Raw genomic sequence first — 19,964 nt, forward strand, 5'->3', positions numbered from 1 at the left:
CAGGTCACCTCGGGCCCGGGCGGTTCACCGCCCGGGCCCGCACCACACCACGGGAGGCATCCGCCGATGAGCCCACCGGACGCGGCGGCCGACACCGGTGCGAACGCCGGGGCCGACACCGGCGCGAACGCCGAGGACGACACCGGCGCGAACGCCGGGGCCGGCCCGGCGCGGGCACCGGACGGGGCCCGCAGCGCCGACCGGGCGCTCGTCGCACTGGCCCGGCACAGTGGCGGGCGCACCGTCGCCGTCCTCGGATGCGCGCTCGCGGCCGCCGCGGCGGCGCTCGCCGAACCCGCCGTCCTCGGTCACACCCTCGACCTGCTGCTCCGCCGGGACCCCTCGGGAACCGCCTGGACACTGCTGTGCGCCGCGGTCATCACGGCGGAGGTGGCGCTGGACGCCGCCGCCGCCCGGCTCACCGGCGAGGTGGACGGCCGCTCCACCGCACGGCTGCGCAGGCTCGGCCTCGCCGGGCTGCTGCGCACGGCCCCGCACCACGCGGCCCGCCACGCACCCGGCGAAACCGCGGCGCGGCTGACCGCGCACGCCACCGAGGCCGGGAAGGTCCCCACCGCCGTCGCGCACGCCGTCGCAGCGCTGCTGCCCCCGCTCGGCGCGGTGGCCGCGCTCCTCCTCATCGACCTGTGGACGGCCCTCGCCTTCCTCCTGGGCGTGCCGCTGCTGCTGCTCCTGCTGAGGTCCTTCACCCGCTCCACCCTCACCACCGTCGCCCGCTACCAGCAGGTGCAGCTCGCCACCGCCGGCCGCCTCGTGGAGGCACTGGCCGGGGCCCGGACGATCGCCGCCGCGGGCACCGCGGACCGCGAACGCGCCCGGATCCTCGAGCAGTTGCCCGAACTCGACACCGAGGGACGGCGCATGTGGAAGGTCTACGGCGGCACGACGGCCCGGTCCGCGACCCTGATGCCGATGCTCCTCTACGCGGTCCTCGCGGTCGGCGGCATCCGCCTGTCGGCCGGAGCCATCGGGGTCGGCGAACTCCTCGCGGCCATGCGGTACGCGGCCCTCGCGGCCGGGGCCGGCGCCGTGACCGGGGGCCTGGCCGCCGTGGTCCGCGGCCGGGCCGCCGCCCGCCGGACCACCGCCCTGCTGGCCCTGCCCGCGTTCGAGTACGGCCGGGCGGAACTGCCGGACGGCGGCCCGGGCACCCTGGAACTGCGCGGGGTCCGCGTCGTGCGCGGCGGATCCACGGTGCTGCGCGACATCAGCCTGGTCGTACCCGGAGGCGCCACCGTGGCGGTGGTGGGCCGCTCCGGCGCCGGCAAGACGCTGCTCGCCGCCGTGGCCGGCCGGCTCACCGACCCCGACGCCGGCCAGGTGCTGCTGGACGGCGTACCCCTGCGGAAGCTCAGCGCCGGGGCGCTGCGCCGCGAGGTCGGGTACGCCTTCGACCGGCCGGTGCTGCTCGGGGAGACGGTCGGCGACGCGATCGGCTTCGGCCCGGGTCCGGACCCGGGCCCCGAAGCGGTCCGCGCCGCGGCCCGCGCCGCCCGCGCGGACCCCTTCGTACGGCGCCTGCCGCACGGCTACGGAACGCGTCTCGCCGACGCCCCGATGTCCGGGGGCGAGGTCCAGCGCCTCGGACTGGCCCGGGCGTTCTGCCACGCGGGGCGCCTCCTCGTACTGGACGACGCCACCTCCAGCCTGGACACCGTCACGGCCCGCGAGGTCGAGCGGGCGCTCGCCCGTGAAGTCCGCTCCGGCACCCGGATCGTGGTCGCCCACCGCCTCTCCTCCGCCGTACGCGCCGACCTCGTCGTATGGCTCGAGGACGGACGGGTGCGGGCCACCGGTGCCCACGGCGAGCTGTGGCGGCACGAACCCGGCTACCGGGCGGTGTTCGCGGCCGACCCCGCGGAGCCGGACCGGCAAGCCGCGCCGCCCGACCCGGCGGAGGGAGCAGCCCGGACCCCGGAAACGGACCGAAGCCGGACACCGGCGGGCAACCGGGAGGTCGCACCGTGACCGAGCGGGAGACCTGGCGCCGGGTGGCCCCCGAGGCCCGGCGGTTCCTGCGGGGCCGCGGGGGAGCCGTGGGACGGCTGGCGGCGTGGTCGCTGCTGGAGTCCGCGCACACCTTCCTCGGGGGCTACGGCGTGGCCCGCGCCCTCGACGACGGCTTCCTCGCCGGCCGCACCGCCACCGGTCTGGCCTGGCTGGCCGCGGCCGGAGCCGGAGCGCTGCTCGGCGGGTTCGCGCTGCGCGGGGTCTTCGCCGGGCTCGCGGACCTCGTGGAGCCGCTGCGCGACGGCCTGGTCCGGCGGGCGGTGCGCCAAGCCCTGGACCGCGCGGTCGCCGACCCCGCGCGCGCTCCCGACTCGGGCGCGGTCTCCCGGCTGACCCAGCAGACGGAGATGGCCCGGGACTCCTTCGCGGGGCTGGTCCTCACCGCGCGCTCGTTCGTGTTCACCGCCCTCGGCGCCTTCCTGGGCCTGGCCGCCCTGGACCCGGTGCTGCTGCTGATCGTGCTGCCACCCCTGCTGCTCGGCGCGGCCGGGTTCCTGGCGACGCTCCGTCCCATGGCCTCCGTACAACGCCGGTCCCTCGACACCGACGAGGCGCTGGCGGACCGGGTGGGCGCGCTGGGGGAGGGGCTGCGCGACATCGCCGCCTGCGGTGGGCAGGCGGCGGCGCAAGCCCGGGTGGAGCCGCTGATCGCCGCTCAGGAGCGGCTGGCACGCACCCTCGGGCACTGGGCCGCCCTGCGCACCCTGGCCCTGGGCACGGCGGGCCGGCTGCCGGTGATCGCACTGCTCGCGGCGACGCCCTGGCTGCTGGGGCGCGGGGTCACCGCCGGGACGCTGGCCGGCGGCCTCACGTACGTGGTGCAGGCGCTGCTGCCCGCCCTCAACACCCTGATGACGGCGCTTGGTTCGGCCGGCACCCGGCTGCTGGTGGTCCTCGAGCGCTTCTGCGAGCCGCTGCCGGTGCCTCCGGTGCCTCCGGTGCCTCCGGTGGCACCTGCGGGTCCTGCGGGTCCTGCGGGTCCTCCGGCCCCGGAGGCCCCCCGTACGCCGAAGCCCGGGATCCCCGCCCCCGCAGGCCCGCGCACCGCCGCCGCGGCCGAGTTCCGGGGCGTCAGCTTCGCCTACGGTCCCGGCGCGGCTCCCGTGCTCGACGGCCTCGACCTGGTGGTGCGGCCGGGGGAGCACCTCGCCGTGGTCGGGCCGAGCGGCATCGGCAAGTCCACCCTCACCGCACTGCTGGCCGGGATGCTGTCACCCGGCGCGGGGACGGTGCGCGTCGCGGGCGAGGCCGCCCGCCGGGCAGGGTCCGCCACGGGACCGGACCCGCGGCGGACCCTGCTGCCGCAGCAGGCCTACGTGTTCACCGGCACGGTGCGGGAGAACCTGACCCACCTGGCCGCGGGGCCCGGCGGCTCGGTGCCCGGGGACGCCCGACTGCGGCGCGCCGTCCTCGCCCTGGGGCTGGAGGACCTCGTCGCACGACTGGGAGGCCTGGACGGCGAGGTGTCCCCCCGGCTGCTGTCCCGGGGGGAGGGCCAGCACCTCGCGCTCGCCGCCGCCTACCTCTCGCCGGCTCCGCTGCTGCTGCTCGACGAGGCCACCTGCCACCTGGACCCGCGTACGGAGGAGCGGGCCGAGCGGGCCCTCGCGGACCGTCCCGGCACCCTCGTCGTCGTGGCGCACCGCGTCTCGTCCGCGGCCCGAGCCGACCGGGTCCTGGTCCTCGACGGGACCCGCGCGGTGTGCGGCACGCACGCGCAACTCCCTGCCGTCTCACCCCTGTACCGCGATCTGGTGGGAAGCTGGAACCGGACCACGGACGAATGACCCCGGCCCCGGATCCGCCCGGGCGGCCGCTGCTCAGACCCAGCCCGCCCCCTGCGATATCCGGATCGCGTCGATGAGGTTGCGCGCTCCGGTCTTGCGGGTCACCGCGGCGATGTAGTTGCGCACCGTCCCGCTCGCCAGGTGCAGGGTGCGGGCGATCTCCGCGATGGAATCGCCCTCCGCGGCCCGGGCCAGCACGCTGAGTTCGCGCGGGCTCAGGGGGAGCGGTTCGGCCTCCATGAAGGCGGAGGCCAGCGAGGCGTCGATGAACCGTTCCCCCGCGGCGAGCTTGCGGACCGCGCGGACCAGCCGACCGGGCGAGCCGTCCTTGTCGACGTAGCCGCGGGCCTCGGCCCGGAAGGCCCGCTGCAGCGCACCGGGTGCGCCGGCCGACGCCAGCACCAGGACGGCGGACGGGGACGCGAGGACCTGTTGGTCCGTGCGCCCCCCTTCGGTCAGGACGGCCGTCGCCCCCGGACAGTCGAGGTCGACGACCGTCACGTCCGGTCGTAAGGACTCGGCCCGGCGCCCCGCGGTCCGCCAGCCCGCGGACGTGACCTCGAAGGGCCCTTCCGATCTCAGCAGGGCGGCCAGTGCGGACCGGACCAGGCTGACGCTGTGCAGGACGAGGACCTTCGTCATCGTTCTCCCCTAGGTAGACGAACCAAGCACCACGCGGCTGCCCCCGTACGGGGGTGATGGAACGTCACTTCGGGGGGCGTGCGGGGGCGTACGGGCAAGTTGGCCGAGACACCCCGGAATTCGGGCTTCCCTTAGGCGGGTAATCCCCTTGAAGAGTGGACGGGGCTCAGACCTCGCGCCACCGGGCCATCGCCCAGGAGAAGAGCCCGAAGAGCACCAGCCCCGCGGCGACCGCCAGCAGCAGCCACGGACCCGCCGCGGTGGTGGTGAACGACCGCAGGGTGTCGTCCATCCCCTTCGCCCGCGCGGGGTCGTAGCGCAGCGCCGCGTACACCACGAAGCCGCCGGCCGCGGTGGCCACCGTCCCCCGGGCCAGGCCGCCGCTCACCCCGAGGAAGTCGACGGCTTTGCGCCACCGTGCCGAGACCCCTCCCATGGCGAGATGCCTGCGGAAGGAGCGCCGCGCGGCCTGTACCGCGATCACCACGCCCGCGACGCAGATCCCCAGCCCGGCGGCGCCCACCAGCCACTGCCCGGCGGGCAGTTCCAGGGCCGTCGCCGTCGCGTCGCGCGACTGTTCGTCCCCGGAACGCCCGCCGCTCGCGGGGAACGTGAGCACGGAGAAGGCCACCACGGCGTAGAACACGGACCGGCCCGCCGAGGACAGCCGTTTCACGGGCTTGTCGCCCTCCGGCCCGGCCGCCCCGAACAGCGCCTCCGACAGACGCCACAGCGCCATGCCCACGAGCCCGATGCCCACGGCCCAGACCAGGACGCTGCCGAAGGGCTTCCCCGAGAGCTCCTGGAGGGCGCCCCGCCGGTCGGCCTCCTCACCGCCGCCACCGAAGGCGACGCGTACGGCCAGCATCCCGATCAGTACGTACAGCACCCCGCGCGCCAGCAGCCCGCAGCGTGCCGTGACCTCCCGGCCCCGGCCGCCCCGGGAGGCCGTACGGGCCCCCCGGGACGCGGCACGGGCGCCCCTCGCGGCCCCGATTCCCATCGCGGTCAGATCTCGCCGCGCCAGGAGCCCGTCGCGACCCCGCGCTCCTCGATGAACAGCTTGAACCGCTTCAGGTCGCCCGCGACCTGGCGCTTGACGAAGCCGAGCTTGTCGGCGGCCGCCTCGGCCAGACCGTCGGGCACCCAGTTCATGTGCAGGACGACCTTGGTGGTGGTCGCGTCGATCGGCTGGAAGGTGACCAGCCCTGCCTGGCGGGCCTCCCCGTCGACCGTCATCCACGCGACGCGCCGGTCCGGGAGCTGCTCGGTGATCTGGGCGTCGAACTCGCGCTGCACACCGTTCACGTTGGTCACCCAGTGGGTGAGCGTGTCCGTGCGCTGGACGATGCGTTCGACCCCCTCCATGAAGGCGGGGAAGTCCTCGAACTGCGTCCACTGGTTGTAGGCCGTGCGTACGGGGACGTTGACCTCGACATACTCCTCGACGTGCGACATGCGCACCCCTTCCGTGTGGTCGGCAGCCCGCACCCCGAGGTGCGGGTCGTCCGTCAGGACGTCTGCAGGCGCGGCTACCCGGACTGGAGGGCCCCATGCGCGGACCGTCCGCCCGTACGCCGGGATCGGGGCCGCACGCGGCGGTGTCCCTACGGGTGCCGGGCGAGGGTGTGCACGAGGACGATCAGTGCGAAGGCGATGACGAGCAGGTGCACCCAGTCGGGACCGATCGCCGGGGCCAGGGACAGCGAGGTGAACTGAGGGGAGGTCATATCGCGCTCCTGCCCCCGGCGGCCGTCCTGACGCTCCCGGGCGCGGGCGGGGGTGCGGGCACGAGCGCCGCTCCGGTGCGCGCACGGGCCCGCACCCGACGGGTCAGCGACCGGTGGGCCTGCCGGACACCAGCCGGGCGGCCTCGATCTCCGCCCAGACGGCCTTCCCGTGCTCGTGGGCGCGCGAGCCCCAGCGGTCGGACAGACGTTCGACGATGTACAGGCCGTGGCCGCCCGGGACACCGCGCTGCGGGGCCGGGTTGCGCCTGGGCAGCGTCGTCGATCCGTCGTACACCTCGATGCGCAGGGCTTCGCCGGAGGTGAGCACGAGCTCGTGGCAACCGTCCGCGTGCAGGGACGCGTTGGTCAGCAGCTCGGACACGAGGAGCAGGGTGTCCTCGGCGGTCTCGGTCCCGTCCCATCCCCAGTCCCGCAGGGCCTCGCGCGTGAAGTCGCGGCCCTTGGCCACGGCGCCGCGGACTCCCGCCAGGGCGAGCCGGCGGCGCTGTCCTCCGGCGGGAAGGCCGGCGCTCACCGGACCACCCGTCTCAGGTCCGATGGGTCCGATGGTCTCCACCGAGGTCTCTCACCCCCACATTGACGCTGTTCTCTGCTTCCGGGCCCTGTCCGGCCATCTCATGGTCGATGCCCCGACCGGCCCCTCACGCCCCCCGGCGACCTGGGGACACTCGGGCCCGCCCGGACAGTCTAGGTGACCGCCGCTCTCAGGACGTTGCCATGTGGAGCCGCAGGGTGAAGCCACTGTCCGTGGCGCGGACCTCCACCAGATCGCAGAGCTGGTGGATCATCCACAGGCCGCGACCGCCGTCGGCCGACGCGAGGGAGGGCCGGCGGCGTCCCGCGAGCGGGTCGGCCAGGCGGCCGCCGTCGCGGATCTCGGCGACGACCTCCGCCCGGGCCCCGCCCGTGGTCCACAGCCGCATGGTGCCCTTCCCGCCCCCGTGGGAAAGGGAGTTGGCCGCCGCTTCGCTGACGGCCAGGACGAGATCGCCGCGCCGCGCCGGGGTCAGGGCCGTTCCGTGCGCCCACCCCTCGGCGTACGCCCGGACCTCGGCCAGCCCTCCGTGGGAGTAGTCGAGCCGGGGTACGTCACCTGCGGGCTCGGGCAGCGGACGGTCGCAGTCCGCGGAGACCCCGGACGCGTCGCTGTAGAGCGGGCTCGGCAGGTCCCGGCCCTCCTCGATGAGCGTGGGGTGCGTGCGCCGGGCGTCGGACACCACCGCGGGCGCCAGCCCCCGTACGTCGTAGGGGCACAGGATGGTCGCCGGCCGGCCCGCGAAGGCCGTGTTGATGAGGGCCTCGTGACGCGTGGCCTCCAGCACCTCGGCGGCGGAGCGGCCGGGCCAGATCGGCTCACCGACGATCCGGGCCGGCCGGCCCGGGTGCCGGTCGGCGAAATCCTGCAGGGCGGACAGGATGCGGCCGGGATTGCGGCCCAGCTCGGTCATGTCCGCCCAGGTGACCTCCGCCGAGTTCTCGCCGAGGCCCTCGCGCAGGGCGTCCAGGTGCGGACCCGGCACGGCGACGAGCACCGGTTCCCCGGCGGACAGGGCGCCCCGTACGAAGCCGCCCACCCCGCTCACGTACCCGGGGAGGTCCTGGTAGAAGAGGGCGGGGTGGACGAAGGCCCCGGGCCCGGCGGGCGCAGGAACGGTGATCATGCTGCGACCTCCAGCGCGGCGCATTCGTCCGGGAACATCTCCACGACCTTGCGGAGCGAGTACGGCGGGTCGTGGAGCAGCAGGCGCCGCCCCTGCCCGTTGAGTGCGGCGGATGTCCCCACCAGGGCGGCGACCGCTGCCGTGTCGAGGAACACCACGGCGGAGAGATCGAGGTGCAGGACGGGGCCGGGAATCCCGGTCATGACGCCCAGCGCGTCGCACAGCTCCTGACGGGAATCCAGGTCGCAGCTGCCGCTCAGGCGCGTCCCGGGGCGGTCCCCCAGGGGCCGGGCGGTCAGAGCCGTCCCCGCGACCGCTGCGGTGCACCCCCGCCCGCACCGCACGTCCGCGTCCGCCCCCGCACCGTCGTCCCGGCGCGTTTGCGGGCCGACGGCGGAGGCGGAACAGGTGTGCCGGTGGAGGGAGGTCATCGCCGGGTCCTACTCCGTGAGCATGCCGGCGCGCAGCCGGGCCAGGGTGCGGGACAGGATGCGCGACACCTGCATCTGGGAGATGCCCAGCTCGGCGCCGATCTCGGCCTGGGTCTTCTCCTGGCCGAAGCGCATCTGCAGGATGGACCGGTCGCGCTCGTCCAACTCCTCCAGCAGGGGTGCGAGGGTGTGGAACTCCTCGAAGAGCTCCATGGCGGGGTCGACCTCACCGAAGCGCTCCGCGAGCGGCCGGGTGGTCCGGCTCGCCGTGGACGCCGAGTCGCCTTCCGCGACGGCGGTGTCGAGCGAGCCGCTCGTGTAGCCGTTCGCGGCCACCAGTCCGTCGATGACCTCTTCCTCGGACAGCTCCAGGTGGAGGGCGACCTCCTTGACCGTCGGCGCCCGCCCCAGGACGTCGCTCAGGGCCTCCTGGGCCTTGGCGAGCTCCGTGCGCAGCTCCTGCAGGCGGCGCGGTACGTGCACGGCCCAGGTGGTGTCGCGGAAGTAGCGTTTGATCTCACCGGTGATGTAGGGGAGGGCGAGCGTGGAGAACTCGACCTCCCGCTCGAGGTCGTAGCGGTCGATGGCCTTGATCAGGCCGATCGTTCCCACCTGGATGATGTCGTCCATGTCGAGACCGCCGCCGAGCACCCGGGCGCGGAAGCGCCGCGCCGCGAACTGCACGAGCGAGAGGTTCATCTCGATGAGGGTGTTGCGCGTGTACTGGTACTCGCGCGTCCCCTCCTCCAGGGTGCGCAGCCTCCCGAAGAAGTGCCGCGACAGCTCCCGGGCGTCGGTGGGCGCCATCTCGCGGGCGTTCTCCACCTGGAACTGGTCCACGTCCGGCGTTGGCGCTCCCGCGGTGCCCCGGTCACAAGCGGCGGCTTGCGAGTCTGTGGCACGAATGGGTCCTGCGACGGTGGCCGAGCGCGACATGGTAGCCACTCCCTCCCGATTGACTGATGGCTGCCCGGGCGCTTCTGCCCCGGCCGATCGGTCTTACACACATGGACGGGCACCGGTTTTTTTCCCCGGCCTTGCCGCGCACCCGGGGGAACCGCGCCGCACCCGGGAGCGGGCCCGCCGGCCTGGCGACCGGGCATACTCCCTTGACGACGACGTTACAGGCAGCGATCCGGGGAGGCGGACATGACCAGAGCAGGGGACGCGGACCGGCCAGGTGTGGTCGGGGACTGCTACGAGGCGGGGCCCGGGTGGGTGGTGGCCGCCCGCGGCGAGCTGGACCAGGACACGCTGGCCCCGCTGGAGGATGCCCTCACCGCCGCCGCGGGCCGGTACCCCCTGGTGGTCCTGGACGCCGGTGACATCACCTTCGGGGACTCCTCCTTCCTGAACCTGCTGCTGCGGCTGCACCACCTCACGGCCCTGCGCGTCGCCGCCCCCGGGGAGCAGCTGCGCCGGCTCTTCACCGTGACCGGCGCCGATACCGTCCTCTCCCTGAGCGCGAGCGTCGAGGACGCCCTGGAGGCGTGAGCTCGCCCGTCAGCCCGTCAGCCCGTCAGCCCGTCAGCCCGTCAGCCGTCAGCCGGGGTACGGGCCGGCCGCGTGCGGGTTCCGCCCGCCGGCGGGCCGGAAGCACGCGGTGATCGCCTTGCCGCCGTGGCTCGCGTGGACGTCCAGGGAATCGGCCAGCGCGGTGACGATCCCCAGTCCGCGACCGGACGTGGCCCCCTCGTCCGCATCGGGCTCACGCGGGCGGGGCAGCCGCGGGTCGGCGTCGGAGACGCTCACGTGCAGGCAGCGGCCGTCCCAGGTCAGCACGAGGTGCGCGGTGCCGGCCGCGTGCAGGTGCGCGTTGGTGACGAGTTCGGAGACGCAGAGCAGCACGGAGTGCGCGGTGTCGGCCGCCGAACGACTCCACGGCAGTGACGCCAGATGCCCTGCGGTCCACTGCCGCGCTGCCCGGACGCCTTCCGCGACCGGAAACGAACGTGCCCAGCCCACTGCCCTGACCGCCATCACCCTCACCTCGTCCCTCTGGTCGTGCGCGATGGTCGTACGCGCGTCACAGGTTCGTCTGCCCGGAGCCGGGGAGAGCATCCGGGGCTTTGCGCGGCAAAGGGCGTACGGGCCGGTCAGGGTGTGATCGGAAGCCCCGGTCCGGGTGCGATCGCATGCGCCGGTCCCGGTGTGATCGGCTGTGCCCTATCGTCCTTTCGGCGGGGGTCGGCCTTCACCGGACCGGTTTCGCGGCGAAGAGGATTCCGGTGGAGCCGGGCGCTCCGGCGCGTTCCCCTGCCAGGGAGCCCGTCCCGTCCCGTGCGTTCGGAGCGGTTGGTATCGAGAGTGGGGTTGACGGATGGCCGAGCGGGCGGGCGCTGATTCACCGGGCGGGGTGCCGCCGGTGGCGGGCGAGGGCGGGATCGGCGAGTCGGAACTTCGCCAGTTGCTGGCGGGCCTGACCGCCGTACGCGACGGGGACTTCCGCACCCGGCTGCCCGACGGCACGGACGGGCTGCTCGGGGAGATCGCCACCGTCTTCAACGGGATGGTCAACCAGCTGTCGCTGTTCACCTCCGAGGTGACGCGCGTGGCCCGCGAGGTGGGCACCGAGGGAACCCTGGGCGGTCAGGCCGACGTACCGGGAGTCGGCGGCGCCTGGCTCGACCTCACCGATTCGGTCAACTTCATGGCCGGAAACCTCACGGCCCAGGTCCGCTCCATCGCCCAGGTCGCCACCGCCGTGGCCAAGGGCGACCTCTCGCAGAAGATCACCGTCACCGCCCGCGGGGAGATCCTGGAGCTGAAGGAGACCATCAACACGATGGTCGACCAGCTCTCCGGCTTCGCCGGGGAGGTCACGCGCGTGGCCCGCGAGGTGGGCACCGAGGGCAGGCTCGGGGGCCAGGCGGACGTCAAGGGCGTCTCCGGCACCTGGAAGGACCTGACGGAATCGGTCAACGTCATGGCCGACAACCTGACCGCCCAGGTGCGTTCCATCGCCGAGGTCACCACCGCGGTGGCCCAGGGCGATCTGACGCAGAAGATCCGCGTGGACGCCCGGGGGGAGATCCTGGAGCTGAAGGAGACGATCAACACGATGGTCGACCAGCTCTCCGCGTTCGCCGACGAGGTGACACGGGTGGCCCGCGAGGTCGGCACCGAGGGCAACCTCGGCGGCCAGGCGACGGTCCGGGGGGTCTCCGGCACCTGGAAGGACCTCACCGACAACGTCAACGTCATGGCGTCCAACCTGACCGGCCAGGTGCGCTCCATCGCCCAGGTGGCCACCGCCGTCGCCCGCGGCGACCTCTCGCAGAAAATCGTGGTGGAGGCGAAGGGCGAGGTCGCCGCGCTGGCCGGGGTCATCAACACGATGGTCGACACGCTGTCCGCCTTCGCGGACGAGGTCACCCGCGTCGCCCGCGAGGTCGGCACCGAGGGCAGGCTCGGCGGCCAGGCGCAGGTGCCCAACGTGGCCGGCACCTGGAAGGACCTCACCGACAACGTCAACTCCATGGCGAACAACCTCACCGGCCAGGTCCGCAACATCGCGCTCGTCACCACGGCCGTGGCCAACGGCGACCTGTCCAAGAAGATCGACGTGGACGCCCGCGGCGAGATCCTGGAGCTGAAGACCACCATCAACACGATGGTCGACCAGCTGTCCTCCTTCGCCGCCGAGGTCACCCGAGTCGCCCGCGAGGTCGGCAGCGAGGGCCGCCTCGGCGGCCAGGCCGAGGTCGAGGGCGTGTCGGGCACCTGGAAGCGCCTGACCGAGAACGTCAACGAGCTGGCCGGCAACCTGACCCGCCAGGTCCGGGCCATCGCCGAGGTCGCCAGCGCGGTCGCCGAGGGAGACCTCACCCGCTCGATCACGGTCGACGCCTCCGGCGAGGTCGCCGAACTCAAGGACAACATCAACTCCATGGTCGGCTCGCTGCGCGAGAGCACCCGGGCCAACCAGGAGCAGGACTGGCTCAAGTCCAACCTGGCCCGCATCTCGGGCCTGATGCAGGGCCACCGGGACCTCGCCGCCGTCGCCGAACTCGTCATGGACGAGCTGACCCCGCTGGTGGCCGCCCAGTACGGCGCCTTCTACCTCGCCGAGGACGGCCCCGCCGGCACCGTGCTCACCCTCGTCGGGTCCTACGGGCGTCCCGCGGGCGCCGAAGAGGGAACCGGGTTCGCCCTCGGGGAGTCCCTCGTCGGGCAGGCAGCCCGCAGCCACCGCATCATCGCCACCGACCAGGTGCCCGGCGGCTACGTCATCTCCTCCGGGCTGGGCCACACCACCCCGGGCAGCCTGATCATCCTGCCGATCGTGGTCGACGACCAGGTCCTCGGAGTGATCGAGCTGGCCTCCTTCAGCGCCTTCACCCCCGTACACCGCGACTTCCTCACCCAGCTGATGGAGACCATCGGCGCAAACGTCAACACGATCGTCGCCAACGCCCGCACCGACGAGCTCCTCGGCGAGTCCCAGCGGCTGACCGGCGAACTCCAGGCGCGCTCCGAGGAACTCCAGGTCCAGCAGGAGGAACTCCAGCGCTCCAACGCCGAGCTGGAGGAGAAGGCGGCCCTCCTCGCCAGCCAGAACAGCGACATCGAGGCCAAGAACCTGGAGATCGAGCAGGCCCGGCAGGAACTGGAGACCCGCGCACAGCAGCTGTCGCTGGCCTCCACCTACAAGTCCGAGTTCCTCGCCAACATGAGCCACGAGCTGCGCACGCCGCTCAACAGCCTCCTCATCCTCGCCCAGTTGCTGGCCCAGAACCCCGCCCGCAACCTCACCCCCAAGCAGGTCGAGTACGCGGGGATCATCCACTCGGCCGGCTCGGACCTGCTCCAGCTGATCAACGACATCCTGGACCTGTCGAAGGTCGAGGCCGGAAAGATGGACATCAACCCCGAGCGGGTTCAGCTGCCCCAGCTGCTGGAGTACGTCGACGCCACCTTCCGCCCGATGACCACGCAGAAGAGCCTGGACTTCACCGTCACCACCGCCCCCGACGCCCCCGACGACCTGCTCACCGACGACTCGCGACTGCGCCAGGTCCTGCGCAACCTGCTCTCCAACGCCGTCAAGTTCACCGAGCGCGGCGGCGTCGAGCTCCACATCGAACCGGCGACCGTCCCCGACGCCCCCGCGGGGCTCACCCGGCGCGGCCCCCTGCTGGCCTTCCGCGTGCGCGACACCGGCATCGGCATCCCCGAGCAGCAGCTGGAGTCCGTCTTCGGAGCCTTCCAGCAGGCCGACGGCACCACCAGCCGCAAGTACGGCGGCACCGGCCTCGGGCTCTCCATCAGCCGGGAGATCGCCCAGCTCCTGGGCGGTGCGGTCACCGCGGAGAGCACACCGGGCCAGGGCAGCACCTTCACCCTCTACCTGCCGGTCAGCCGCGCGGACTACGAGGAAGCGCCCCCGGCCGACGCCCCCGGGGTGACCGCGTCCAGCGGCACGCCCGCGGCGGCCCGTCCGGGCCGTCCGGACGCACACCTGCTCCCCGCCCAGCGGCGGGCCCGCCGCCTGCTGGTGATCGAGGCACGCCCCAACGGCCTGCTCTCCCTGGTCGCGGAGAGCGCCGGCCGGGACTTCGCCCCCAGCCACCAGATGACGGGGGAACGCGGCGGCATCCAAGTGGTCAATGCCACGAGCTCGCGGGAGGCCGCCGCCGCCCTGGCGTCCGACGCCTTCCACTGCGTGGTCCTGGAACTGGACATGCCCGACGGCGAGGCCCTGCGCTTCCTCGACGCGCTCGACGGTGACCGGGCCCTCGCCTCGCTCCCGGTCCTGGCCCACAACAACCCCCGGGTGCGGACCGGCCTGGAGGACGCCCTGCGGGAGCGGTCCGCCTCGCGCCACGTGGAACTGCTCTCCAGCCTGGACGAGTTGCGCGAACGCATCGCCCTCCACCTGTCCGCAGAGCAGCCCGGGGACGTACTGCCCCTGGTCCAGGGCGATGCGCGCGGGCAGCAGGACGCCCACGTCCTCGCCGGGGACCTGGCCGGCCGCACGGTGCTGGTCGTGGACGACGACGCACGCAACCTCTTCGCCCTCAGCGGGGTCCTGGAACTGCACGGCATGCGCGTGCTGCACGCCGAGGACGGCCGCAAGGGCATCGACGCCCTCATCCGCAACGAGGGCGTCGACCTCATCCTGATGGACGTGATGATGCCCGAACTCGACGGTTACGCCGCCACGGCCGAGATCCGGCGGATGCCGGCCTACGCGGGCCTGCCCATCATCGCCGTCACCGCCAAGGCGATGCCCGGGGACCGGGAGAAGAGCCTCGCCGCGGGCGCCAGCGACTACGTGACCAAGCCCGTGGACGCCGACGACCTCATCGCCCGCGTCCGGCACTGGCTCATGCGGTGACCGGGGACACCCAGCGGTACGAGCCCGTGACCCCGCAGGGTCCGGCGGACGGCGAGCGGGCCGCGAGCGCGGTACCGCACCAGGCCCCGGCCCCGCTGGGACGCCTCGTCGCCACCGTCGAACGCCTGCGCCGCGAGGTCCTCGAGGCGCAGGCCGCCGCCGACGGCCGGGCCCTGGTCGAACTGGCCAAGGGCATCTTGATCGGACAGCTGAACTGCACTCCGGCGGCGGCGGCGCGCCAGCTCGACGTGCTGTGCCGCGAGAGCGGGACCTCCCCCCTCGAACTCGCCGCCGACATCGTCAACCAGGCCTCCCGCGACCAGGTCAGCGAGATCGCCGCCGAGTTCGTCGAGCGCACCGCCGTGCCCGACGGACCGGCCGGGCGGCACTCCGCGCTCTCGGTCCGGATGCGCACAGCCGAGAGCGGCATGCTCGCCGTCGCCGCCGACACCCAGGCGGTGGCCGAGTCCCTCCTGACGAACGCCCTGGGCCCCCTGGGAGCCGTCGCCGTCGCCGTGTGGACCGCGGAGCCCGACGGCTCCCTGGCCCTCGCCGGCCACGCCGGTTTCCCGCCCGGGGAGGCCGCGCGCTGGCGCCACGTACCGCCCGGGGTCTCCACCGTCGCCCGACTCGCACTGAGCGAGCGCCGACTGGTCACCCTGGCCCTGCCGGGCCGCGAGGGGCTGCCCTCCATCGGCCACCTGCACTGGCCCGACGGCGGACGGATGGCCGTACCGACGGGGACGGGCGGGCGGATCCACGGAGTCCTGGAGATCTGCTGGCCGGAGCCCCTGGCGGCCCAGCCCCCGCAGATCGAGCGCCAGGTCGAGGCGCTCGCCGAGCTGTGCGCCCGCACCATGGACACCGCGCCCCCGCGCGACCGCACGAGCACCGAGGCGGTGCTCCCGGACGTCGCCGAGCTCATCGACCTCGCCGAGGGACTGCACGATCCCGCCGTGGTGCTCACCCCGGTGCTCGACTCCGAAGGCCGGCTGAGCGACTTCCGGATCCGGCACACCGGCAGCCGGTTCGTCGACCCGGTGGGCCGGCCGCGCGGCGACGTCAACGGCGCCCTGCTGCTGGAGGCCTACCCCATGGCGGCCGGCGAGAGCGGACTGTGCGACATCATCGGACGCGTACACGCGACGGGCGAGCCGTTCCGGGCCCGCCGAATGAGCCTGACCGCGCTCGTCGACCAGATACCCCTCACCTCGGTCGCGGACATCAGCGTCAGCCGCCACGGCGCCGCCGTCCTGCTGATCTGGCGGATCGAGGACGAGACGGCCCGGCTGGCCAACCTCCTCCAGCACGCCCAGCGCCTCGGCCGGATCGGCGGTTTCGAGGAGAACCTCGTCACAGGCGAGACCACCTGGAACGCACAGCTCTACGCGCTGCACGGACTCCCCGCCACCGCGCCCCCGGTGCGGCTGCGGGAACTGCCCGGCTACGCCCACCCCGACGACCACGCCGCCCTCAGCAGCTTCCTGCGGGCGGTGCTCCGCCACCACCGTCCCGCTTCCGTCAACGTCCGCCTCCAGCGGCCCGACGGGATCACCCGCCACATCCGGGTCGTCGCCGAGCCCGTCCTCGACGCGGACCAGCGGCTGCACGCGGTGCGCGGCGCCTACCAGGACATCTCCGCCCAGCACTGGACCGAGGTCGCACTGGCCGCGACCCGCGACCAACTCGCCCACACCGAGGCCGAATCCGCCGAACGCAACCGGCTCGCCCTCCAGCTCCAGCACGCGATCATGCCCCCCACGCCTCCGGCCGTGGAAGCGCCGGGCCTGCGGGTCGCCGTACGCTACCGGCCGGCGGAGACCGAGTCCCTCGTCGGCGGGGACTGGTACGACACCGTGGTCCTGCCCTCCGGACTGATCATGCTGTCCGTGGGCGACGTGGCCGGCCACGGCATCGAGGCGGCCACCGGCATGGTCGTGCTGCGCAACGCCCTGCGCGGTCTCGCCGTCACCGGCGCGGGCCCCGCCCAGCTGCTGTCCTGGCTCAACACGGTCACCCACCACCTGGCCAAGCACGTGACGGCCACCGCCGTCTGCGGCCTCTTCGACCCGAGCACCCGGGTGCTGCGCTGGGCGCGCGCGGGCCACCTGCCGCCCGTGCTCGTGCGCGGCGGTCAGGCCGAGGCCTTCCCGCTGATCGAGGGCCTGCTCCTCGGGGCCCTGCCCGACGTCACGTACGTGGAGCGGGAGGTGCGGCTCGAACCGCGGGACACCTTGCTGATGTTCACGGACGGGCTGGTGGAACGGCGCGACTCCTCCGTCCAGGATTCGCTCGGACACCTCATGAACACGGCGGCCGCCGGCGCCGGATCCCTGGACGGGCAGCTGGACCGCCTCCTCGCGGAGAGCCGCTCCGACACGGACGACGACACGTGCGTGATCGGCATCCAGGTCGGCTGAGCTCCCGGCCCGGCAAGGTCCGGAAGGGACGACATGGGGCGCAGGCGCCCCACAGCGCATCATCCGGCCGTGACGGGCCAGAAGTCCCCTCATGAAGCGAAGTTGCGGTTCTTCCGTGCGCGGCGCCTGGCCGCTCCTGCTCCTTCCCGTCCAGGCGGCCCTGATGGTCTGCCTGGGAAGGCTGGTCACCGGCCCGGCCGCCCGGCACTGGCCGCTGTCGGCAGAGGGTTCGGCCGACCCGGCGCTGGCGGAGCGCCGCGGTGCGACCGCCACCGCCGTCACGGACTGGTTCTCCGCGCTCGCCGGTACGCAGGCCGTCGTCGGCGTGACCCTCTTCTGCGTCCTCGCCCTCCTCCTGGTCCCCCGCGTCCCGCGCCGGGCCGAGGCGCTGTTCCTGGGGGCCTCGGTGGCCGCGCAGTCGGCGGTCTTCCTCGTGGTGACGGCCTGGGTGGACCGGCCGCGTCCCGCGGTTGCCCACCTGGACGCCGCGCCGCCGACCTCCAGCTTCCCCTCCGGGCACGTCGGCGCGTCCCTCGCGCTCTACGGAGGGCTGGCGGTGATCGCCGTGCTGCGCCTGCGGGGCCCCTGGCGCCACGCGGTCGCGGGTTGCCTGCTGCTGGTCCCGCCGGCCGTCGCACTGTCGCGGATGTACCGGGGCATGCACTACCCCAGCGACGTGGCCGGCGGCCTGCTCAACGGTGCGGCGACCTTGCTGATCACCGGGTTCGCGCTGCTGTACGGGAGGCGGTCCACTGCGGAACCCGCCCGCGCCGAGCGGTCCGGCCCGGCGCCCGCGCCCCGCAGCGGCGGTCCGGTCATCGTGGTGCGACACCCGCACGGCTGCCCGGACGAGCTCGCCGACCGGGTCCGCACCGTGCTCCGCGACCACGGCCACCGCGACCCGCGGTGGATCCTGACCTCCGCCGAACGGCCCTGCGGCACCCTGGCCGGGGAGCTCGCCACCCTCCGCCCGGCCCTCGTCGTGGTGTGCGGCGGCGACGGCACCCTGCGCGCCTGCGCCGAAGTCCTGGCCGGCAGCCGCATCCCGCTGGCGGTCGTGCCCTGCGGCACCGGGAACCTCCTCGCCCGGAACCTGGGCCTCCCGATGGATCCGGCCCTCGCCCTGGACGAGTCCCTGGGCGGTGGAACCTTCGGGATCGACGTCGGCCGGGTCCGGGGCGACGGCCTCCCGCCGACGCGGTTCACCGTCATGGCGGGCGCCGGCTTCGACGCCGCGATGGTCCGGGACACCTCCCCGCGGCTCAAGTCACGGATGGGCTGGGCCGCGTACGTCCTGTCGGCCCTGCGGCACCTGGGGGATCCCGGCATGCGCCTGACGGTCCGCGTCGACGGGGGCCGCACCCGGCGACGCCGGGCCCGCATGGTGGTCATCGGCAACGTCGGCACCCTCCAGGGCGGCCTCCCGCTCCTGCCGGAGGCGAGGCCGGACAGCGGACGCCTGGAAGTGGTGCTGTTCGACCCGCGGGGCGCCGCGGGATGGTTCGCCGCGGCCGGTCACCTGGCGAAGCGCGTCCTGCGGCGCCGCGGGCAGGCCCCCGGGCAGACAGCCCCCGGGCCGGCCGCGGCCCCGGGCGGCCGCAGCGAAGCCGGGGGCGCGCTCGAGTACTTCAGCGCCACCCGGATCGAGATCCGCTGCGCCGTACCGCAGCCGCGCGAACTCGACGGCGATGCCGTGCGGGACGGCGTCCGCCTCACCGCGGAGATCGAACCGGGCGCCCTGAGGGTCTGCCTGCCCCGCGCACCCGGGGCACCCACCACCCCGCGGCAGCCCGGGGCCACCGCCGCCGCAGACAGCGGCGCGTGCCTCCCGCAAGCTCCCGGACCGGCGTCCTGAGCCCGCGGTACGCACGGACCGCCGGCCCCCGGACTCCGGCCGGCCGAAAGCTTCGCAGGCTCCACGAGAAGGCAGGAACACCATGGGCACCGCACGACGGGTACCGCAGCGGCACGACGTGCGCGGTGAGGAACTGTCGGCCGACGAAGCGTGGACCGCGCTGCGCCGCTACGGCGGCTGGAGCCTCGCGCGCGACTCCTTCGTGCGCTTCCGCTACGCCGACGGCTTCAGCCACGCCCGGGCCCTCGCCCTGCAGACCGTACTGTCCATAGTCCCGCTGGCCATCGCCGCCGTCGGCCTGTCCGGCGTGCTGCACACCGAGGACGTGGGCCGCGTGGCCGAGCTGACCATCCGCGGGCTCACCAGCGGCCCCGGCCAGGGCGTGGTGGACGACGCGCTCAGCGAGAGCAGACGCCACGCGGGCGACGGGGGCCAGGCCGCCCTCTGGCTGGGACTGCTGTTCTCCCTCGTCAACGTCACCACCGCCCTCTGCCAGGTCGAGCGGGGCGCCAACCGCATCTACGGCAACGAGCGGGACCGGCCCTTCCTCGCCAAGTACACCCGGGGCCTGGTGATGGCGGCCCTCGCGGGATTCCCGCTGGGGCTCAGCTTCACCCTGACCGTGCTGGGCACCCACCTGACCCGCGCGCTGGCCGAGGTCTACCGGCTCTCTCCCGACACCGTGCGGATCTGGGAACTCGTGCGCTGGCCCGTCGGCGTGCTGTTCGCCGTCCTCGCCACCAGCGCGATCTTCCGCCGCTCCCCGCGCCGGCGCCAGCCCGGCTACACCTGGCTGGCCTTCGGGGCCGTCGTCCACCTCGTGCTGTGGAACCTGGCGACCTGGGGCCTGAGCCTGTACATCGGCGAGAGCAGCTCGTTCACCAGCGTCTACGGACCCCTCAGCGCGATCGTGTCGCTGCTGCTCTGGTCCTACCTCACCTCCGTGGCGCTCTTCCTCGGGCTCTCCTTCGCCGCGCAGCTGGAAGCCGTACGGGCGGGGGTGCGGGAGCCGATCACGGACGATCCCGGAGTCTGACCGCCCGGCC

Annotated in this window: 16 protein-coding genes; 7 read left to right on the plus strand and 9 right to left on the minus strand. The window is 74.1% G+C overall.

From position 1 onward, the window contains the following. Nucleotides 1-66 precede the first annotated feature (66 nt). The gene (locus tag OG904_RS32725) at nucleotides 67-1,989 is read left to right on the plus strand and encodes an ATP-binding cassette domain-containing protein (protein ID WP_405497265.1); all 1,923 of its coding nucleotides are present in this window, start codon (nucleotides 67-69) and stop codon (nucleotides 1,987-1,989) included. Beyond that, nucleotides 1,986-3,818 carry an ATP-binding cassette domain-containing protein gene (locus OG904_RS32730; RefSeq protein WP_405497267.1) on the plus strand — a complete coding sequence of 611 codons (1,833 nt, stop codon included), beginning with the start codon at nucleotides 1,986-1,988 and terminating at the stop codon, nucleotides 3,816-3,818. The genes OG904_RS32725 and OG904_RS32730 overlap by 4 nt, the downstream gene beginning before the upstream one ends. A gap of 33 nt (nucleotides 3,819-3,851) precedes the next feature. On the opposite strand, the gene OG904_RS32735 is transcribed toward OG904_RS32730, so the two are convergent. From OG904_RS32735 to OG904_RS32770, 8 genes are all read right to left on the minus strand, one after another. Next, entirely contained in the window at nucleotides 3,852-4,460 is a 609-nt protein-coding gene (locus tag OG904_RS32735; RefSeq protein ID WP_405497269.1) for a response regulator transcription factor, read from the minus strand. Between the two features lie 166 nt (nucleotides 4,461-4,626). Continuing rightward, the gene (locus tag OG904_RS32740; RefSeq protein ID WP_405497271.1) at nucleotides 4,627-5,463 is read right to left on the minus strand and encodes a DUF1206 domain-containing protein; all 837 of its coding nucleotides are present in this window, start codon (nucleotides 5,461-5,463) and stop codon (nucleotides 4,627-4,629) included. Nucleotides 5,464-5,468: 5 nt separating this feature from the next. Next, nucleotides 5,469-5,918: an SRPBCC family protein gene (locus OG904_RS32745; RefSeq protein WP_405497273.1), complete on the minus strand. Its 450-nt coding sequence runs from the start codon at nucleotides 5,916-5,918 to the stop codon at nucleotides 5,469-5,471. A gap of 149 nt (nucleotides 5,919-6,067) precedes the next feature. Continuing rightward, nucleotides 6,068-6,190, minus strand: coding sequence for a hypothetical protein (locus OG904_RS32750; RefSeq protein ID WP_405497275.1), 123 nt, complete (start codon nucleotides 6,188-6,190; stop codon nucleotides 6,068-6,070). 103 nt (nucleotides 6,191-6,293) lie between these two features. After that, the gene (locus tag OG904_RS32755) at nucleotides 6,294-6,725 is read right to left on the minus strand and encodes an ATP-binding protein (protein ID WP_405497277.1); all 432 of its coding nucleotides are present in this window, start codon (nucleotides 6,723-6,725) and stop codon (nucleotides 6,294-6,296) included. A 190-nt stretch (nucleotides 6,726-6,915) separates the two neighbouring features. Beyond that, a complete protein-coding gene (locus OG904_RS32760) occupies nucleotides 6,916-7,872 on the minus strand; it encodes an anti-sigma factor RsbA family regulatory protein (RefSeq protein WP_405497279.1) in 957 nt (318 codons plus the stop codon). After that, on the minus strand, nucleotides 7,869-8,303 hold the full coding sequence (locus OG904_RS32765) for an STAS domain-containing protein (RefSeq protein ID WP_405497281.1): 435 nt from the start codon (nucleotides 8,301-8,303) through the stop codon (nucleotides 7,869-7,871). The genes OG904_RS32760 and OG904_RS32765 overlap by 4 nt, the downstream gene beginning before the upstream one ends. 9 nt (nucleotides 8,304-8,312) lie before the next feature. Beyond that, nucleotides 8,313-9,239: a SigB/SigF/SigG family RNA polymerase sigma factor gene (locus tag OG904_RS32770; protein WP_405497283.1), complete on the minus strand. Its 927-nt coding sequence runs from the start codon at nucleotides 9,237-9,239 to the stop codon at nucleotides 8,313-8,315. A gap of 213 nt (nucleotides 9,240-9,452) precedes the next feature. Between OG904_RS32770 and OG904_RS32775 the strand changes: the two genes are divergently transcribed. Beyond that, nucleotides 9,453-9,797, plus strand: coding sequence for an STAS domain-containing protein (locus OG904_RS32775; RefSeq protein ID WP_405497285.1), 345 nt, complete (start codon nucleotides 9,453-9,455; stop codon nucleotides 9,795-9,797). A gap of 48 nt (nucleotides 9,798-9,845) precedes the next feature. Here the strand turns inward: OG904_RS32775 and OG904_RS32780 are convergent, their stop codons facing one another. After that, nucleotides 9,846-10,283, minus strand: a complete 438-nt coding sequence (locus OG904_RS32780; RefSeq protein WP_405497287.1) for an ATP-binding protein — start codon at nucleotides 10,281-10,283, stop codon at nucleotides 9,846-9,848. A 340-nt stretch (nucleotides 10,284-10,623) separates the two neighbouring features. Here OG904_RS32780 and OG904_RS32785 point away from each other — a divergent pair, with 340 nt between their 5' ends. The 4 genes from OG904_RS32785 (at nucleotide 10,624) to OG904_RS32800 (ending at nucleotide 19,954) form a co-directional block, all read left to right on the plus strand. Next, nucleotides 10,624-14,643 (plus strand): HAMP domain-containing protein, encoded by a 4,020-nt coding sequence (locus OG904_RS32785; RefSeq protein ID WP_405497289.1) that lies wholly within the window; start codon nucleotides 10,624-10,626, stop codon nucleotides 14,641-14,643. Further along, on the plus strand, nucleotides 14,640-17,063 hold the full coding sequence (locus OG904_RS32790) for a SpoIIE family protein phosphatase (RefSeq protein ID WP_405497291.1): 2,424 nt from the start codon (nucleotides 14,640-14,642) through the stop codon (nucleotides 17,061-17,063). Before OG904_RS32785 ends, OG904_RS32790 begins: the two co-directional genes overlap by 4 nt. A 91-nt stretch (nucleotides 17,064-17,154) precedes the next feature. Then, nucleotides 17,155-18,918, plus strand: coding sequence for a diacylglycerol kinase family protein (locus OG904_RS32795; protein ID WP_405497296.1), 1,764 nt, complete (start codon nucleotides 17,155-17,157; stop codon nucleotides 18,916-18,918). Between the two features lie 82 nt (nucleotides 18,919-19,000). Next, complete coding sequence (locus OG904_RS32800) at nucleotides 19,001-19,954, plus strand: YihY/virulence factor BrkB family protein (protein ID WP_405497298.1); 954 nt, start codon at nucleotides 19,001-19,003, stop codon at nucleotides 19,952-19,954. The last annotated feature ends 10 nt before the right edge of the window (nucleotides 19,955-19,964 follow it).

This window comes from Streptomyces sp. NBC_00096, from assembly GCF_045041305.1.
In the GTDB taxonomy this organism is placed as follows: domain Bacteria; phylum Actinomycetota; class Actinomycetes; order Streptomycetales; family Streptomycetaceae; genus Streptomyces.

Excerpts from the sequence above, each read along its gene's own strand:
- OG904_RS32725 (WP_405497265.1), top strand. The coding sequence starts at position 67 with ATGAGCCCACCGGACGCGGCGGCCGACACCGGTGCGAACGCCGGGGCC.
- OG904_RS32735 (WP_405497269.1), bottom strand. The coding sequence starts at position 4,460 with ATGACGAAGGTCCTCGTCCTGCACAGCGTCAGCCTGGTCCGGTCCGCA.
- OG904_RS32740 (WP_405497271.1), bottom strand. The coding sequence starts at position 5,463 with ATGGGAATCGGGGCCGCGAGGGGCGCCCGTGCCGCGTCCCGGGGGGCC.
- OG904_RS32745 (WP_405497273.1), bottom strand. The coding sequence starts at position 5,918 with ATGTCGCACGTCGAGGAGTATGTCGAGGTCAACGTCCCCGTACGCACG.
- OG904_RS32750 (WP_405497275.1), bottom strand. The coding sequence starts at position 6,190 with ATGACCTCCCCTCAGTTCACCTCGCTGTCCCTGGCCCCGGCGATCGGT.
- OG904_RS32760 (WP_405497279.1), bottom strand. The coding sequence starts at position 7,872 with ATGATCACCGTTCCTGCGCCCGCCGGGCCCGGGGCCTTCGTCCACCCC.
- OG904_RS32765 (WP_405497281.1), bottom strand. The coding sequence starts at position 8,303 with ATGACCTCCCTCCACCGGCACACCTGTTCCGCCTCCGCCGTCGGCCCG.
- OG904_RS32770 (WP_405497283.1), bottom strand. The coding sequence starts at position 9,239 with ATGTCGCGCTCGGCCACCGTCGCAGGACCCATTCGTGCCACAGACTCG.
- OG904_RS32775 (WP_405497285.1), top strand. The coding sequence starts at position 9,453 with ATGACCAGAGCAGGGGACGCGGACCGGCCAGGTGTGGTCGGGGACTGC.
- OG904_RS32780 (WP_405497287.1), bottom strand. The coding sequence starts at position 10,283 with ATGGCGGTCAGGGCAGTGGGCTGGGCACGTTCGTTTCCGGTCGCGGAA.
- OG904_RS32785 (WP_405497289.1), top strand. The coding sequence starts at position 10,624 with ATGGCCGAGCGGGCGGGCGCTGATTCACCGGGCGGGGTGCCGCCGGTG.
- OG904_RS32795 (WP_405497296.1), top strand. The coding sequence starts at position 17,155 with ATGAAGCGAAGTTGCGGTTCTTCCGTGCGCGGCGCCTGGCCGCTCCTG.
- OG904_RS32800 (WP_405497298.1), top strand. The coding sequence starts at position 19,001 with ATGGGCACCGCACGACGGGTACCGCAGCGGCACGACGTGCGCGGTGAG.